Annotated in this window: 1 protein-coding gene and 1 pseudogene; both read right to left on the reverse strand. The window is 47.7% G+C overall.

Annotated elements, in window-relative coordinates:
• On the reverse strand, positions 1 to 2272 hold a 2272-nt coding region (locus O9324_RS02360; RefSeq protein WP_288139385.1), incomplete at its 3' end, for an ELWxxDGT repeat protein.
• Between the two features lie 468 nt (positions 2273 to 2740).
• A pseudogene (locus O9324_RS02365) lies at positions 2741 to 2924 on the reverse strand (hypothetical protein); the annotation flags it as partial.

Consider the following 2924-nt stretch of genomic DNA (forward strand, 5'->3'; position numbering starts at 1 on the left):
CGGTTTCTTGGGTGAAAGCTTCTGGGGAGTTTAATCCCCACCATCCGCTTGAAGATTGCCAATTCCAGTTATTATCTAAACTCCACAGATGGAGATAATTACCATCGTTATATTTCCATAAAACTTGATTGACTCCGTTGATGGTTTCTACTGCTAAAGTTTGCCAACCCGGATAGATATTTGTGGTAATCTGAGTCCCCCCAATTTTAATGGCTGTGGGATTGTTATTACCAATTTGAGCGTAAAGTTTATTAGTCGCGTCTTGGACTAATTTGGTGTTACCGAAAGCTTCGATTGGGGTGTAGGTTTGACCAATGACTCCATCACCATTAAAGTCTTGTTGAAAGTCGGTTTCTTGGGTGAATGCTTCCGGGGAGTTTAATCCCCACCATCCGCTTGAAGATTGCCAATTCCAGTTACTATCTAAAGTCCACAGATGCAGATAATTACCATCGTTATATTTCCAGAGGACTTGATTGACTCCGTTGATGGTTTCTACTGCTAAAGTTTGCCAACCTGGATAGATATTTGTGGTAATCTGAGTCCCCCCAATTTTAATGGCTGTGGGGTTATTATTACCAATTTGAGCATAGAGGTTATTAGTCGCGTCTTGGACTAATTTGGTGTTACCGAAAGCTTCGATTGGGGTGACACTGATATCATCATTTTGGATAGTGCCAATAGCAGTAGCAGTGGTAATGGTAGCTCCGTTGGTGGGATTGGAGAGGGTGACGGTAAAGTTTTCGTTCGGTTCTACTGTTGTATCTCCCTGAACGTCAACAGTAATTACTTGACTGGTTTCCCCCGCCGCAAAACTCAAGGTTCCTGAAGGTAACAATCCCCCGACAAAATCAGTGGCATTGGCAGGATTGCTGCCGCTGCCGGTAACTGCCCAGTTAACGTTATTGCTTCCCGTGGTATTAACCGCACGAGTGACGGTGAAGGTGAAGGCTTTACTGCCACTGTTGCCTTCGGTTTGACTGGCATTGGTGGCGGCAATAGCGAGGGTGGGAACTGTGGGACCACCCACATTTAAGGCCCACAATTCAAGGCCGTTAACGCCGTCATCGGCAGTGAAGTACAGGGTGCTGCCCACCGCCGTTAGAAAGCGGGGGTCGGAGCTAGAGGAACCGGGGCGGATGTCGCCTACCAGAACCGTACCGGCCGCCGTGCCGTCGCTCTTCCATAATTCATAACCGTTAACGCCGTCATCGGCAGTGAAGTACAGGGTACTGCCCACTGCCGTTAGATAGCGGGGGGAGAAGCCATAGGAACCGGGGCTGATATCTTTGACCAGAACCGTACCGGCCGCCGTGCCGTCGCTTTTCCACAATGCATAACCGTTTACACCGTCATTGGCCCGGAAGAACAGGGTGTTGCCCACCGCCGTCATCTGGGGGAAGAAGTCAAGGGACCTAAAGGAACCGGGGCGGATATCTTTGACCAGAACCGTACCGGCCGCCGTGCCGTCGCTCTTCCATAATTCATAACCGTTCACGCCGTTATCGGCAGTGAAGAACAGGGTGCTGCCCACTGCCGTTAGATAGCGGGGGTAGGAGCCAGAGGAACCGGGGAGGATATCTTTGACTAAAACTGTACCGGCGGCCGTGCCGTCGCTCTTCCATAATTCAGTACCGTTAACGCCGTCATCGGCAGTGAAGTATAGGGTACTGCCCACTGCCGTTAGATTGCCGGGGGGGCGGATGTCGGCCACCGCAACTGTACCGGCTACCGTGCCGTCGCTCTTCCATAATTTATGTTGCAAACCGTTGTTATAGGCAGTGAAGAACAGGGTATTGCCCACTGCCGTCATATTGTCGAACAAGGCACCGGGAGCAGCAAAGTTGTCACTGACCAGAACCGTACCGGCCGCCGTGCCGTCGCTCTTCCATAATTCCCTCGAGCCGACATTGAAGAACAGGGTACTGCCCGCCGCCGTCAGATTGCCGGGGAAGGAGCCAGAGGAACCGGGAAGGATATCCTTGACCAAAACTGTACCCGCCGCCGTGCCGTTGCTCTTCCATAATTCAGTACCGTTAAGGCCGTCACGGGCGGTAAAGAACAGGGTGTTGCCCACTGCCGTTAGATTTTTGGGGGAGCGGATGTCGGCCACCGCAACTGTACCAGCTACCGTGCCGTCGCTCTTCCATAATTCATAACCGTTAACGTCGTCATCGGCGATGAAGTACAGGGTACTGCCCACTGCCGTCAGATTTTTGGGGTAGGAGCTAAAGGCACCGGGACGGATATCTAATAAAAAAGGAGTTGACATGATTTTTTCCTGAATAAAGGGTGAAAATTAAACAGTTAAGTAGTGGTGCAAAATAAATTTCCTAGTGAAGAAAGGCACTCATGCAAGGGGGGGTTAGATTTGTGTAATTAATTTTGCTTAGGTACTTAAGCCAACCCACGTTTATCTCTGGTATAGATTAGAATCGATTATTAACATTGATTTTTGCTTATGATTTATTATGGTTTCAGTGGGTATTAATAGAAGTCATGACGCTGACCTAGAAAGATTACTGCGGCTATTTTACTCAAAGAATCGTCAATCTTTCAAGGTTTCTATAACAAAAATTAACATTTATTACAAGAAACCCGTTTTCTCAAAGACAAGAAACCGGGTTTCTCAAAGAAAACGGGTTTCTAAATAGGTTCTCAAAGAAACCCGGTTTCTAAATACCAAAGAAAACGGGTTCGTCAAAGAGTTTCTCAAAGAAACCCGGTTTCTCAAGAAGTTCTAGGATTGGATTTTTGCCAAAGACTGCTTAAATTCTGTGAGGGAATTAGCGGTAGCTGCTAATTTAACAATCTCTTGTAATGTAGATAGTACCGAAACTTTATTCAGGTATTGTTCCACATCTAAAGGAACTTCACCTAAGCGAGCTTGCAAAACTGTTTTGACAAAATCACGAGCATTTTCT

Source organism: Microcystis sp. LE19-84.1B (assembly GCF_027531875.1).
Classification (GTDB): domain Bacteria; phylum Cyanobacteriota; class Cyanobacteriia; order Cyanobacteriales; family Microcystaceae; genus Microcystis; species Microcystis panniformis.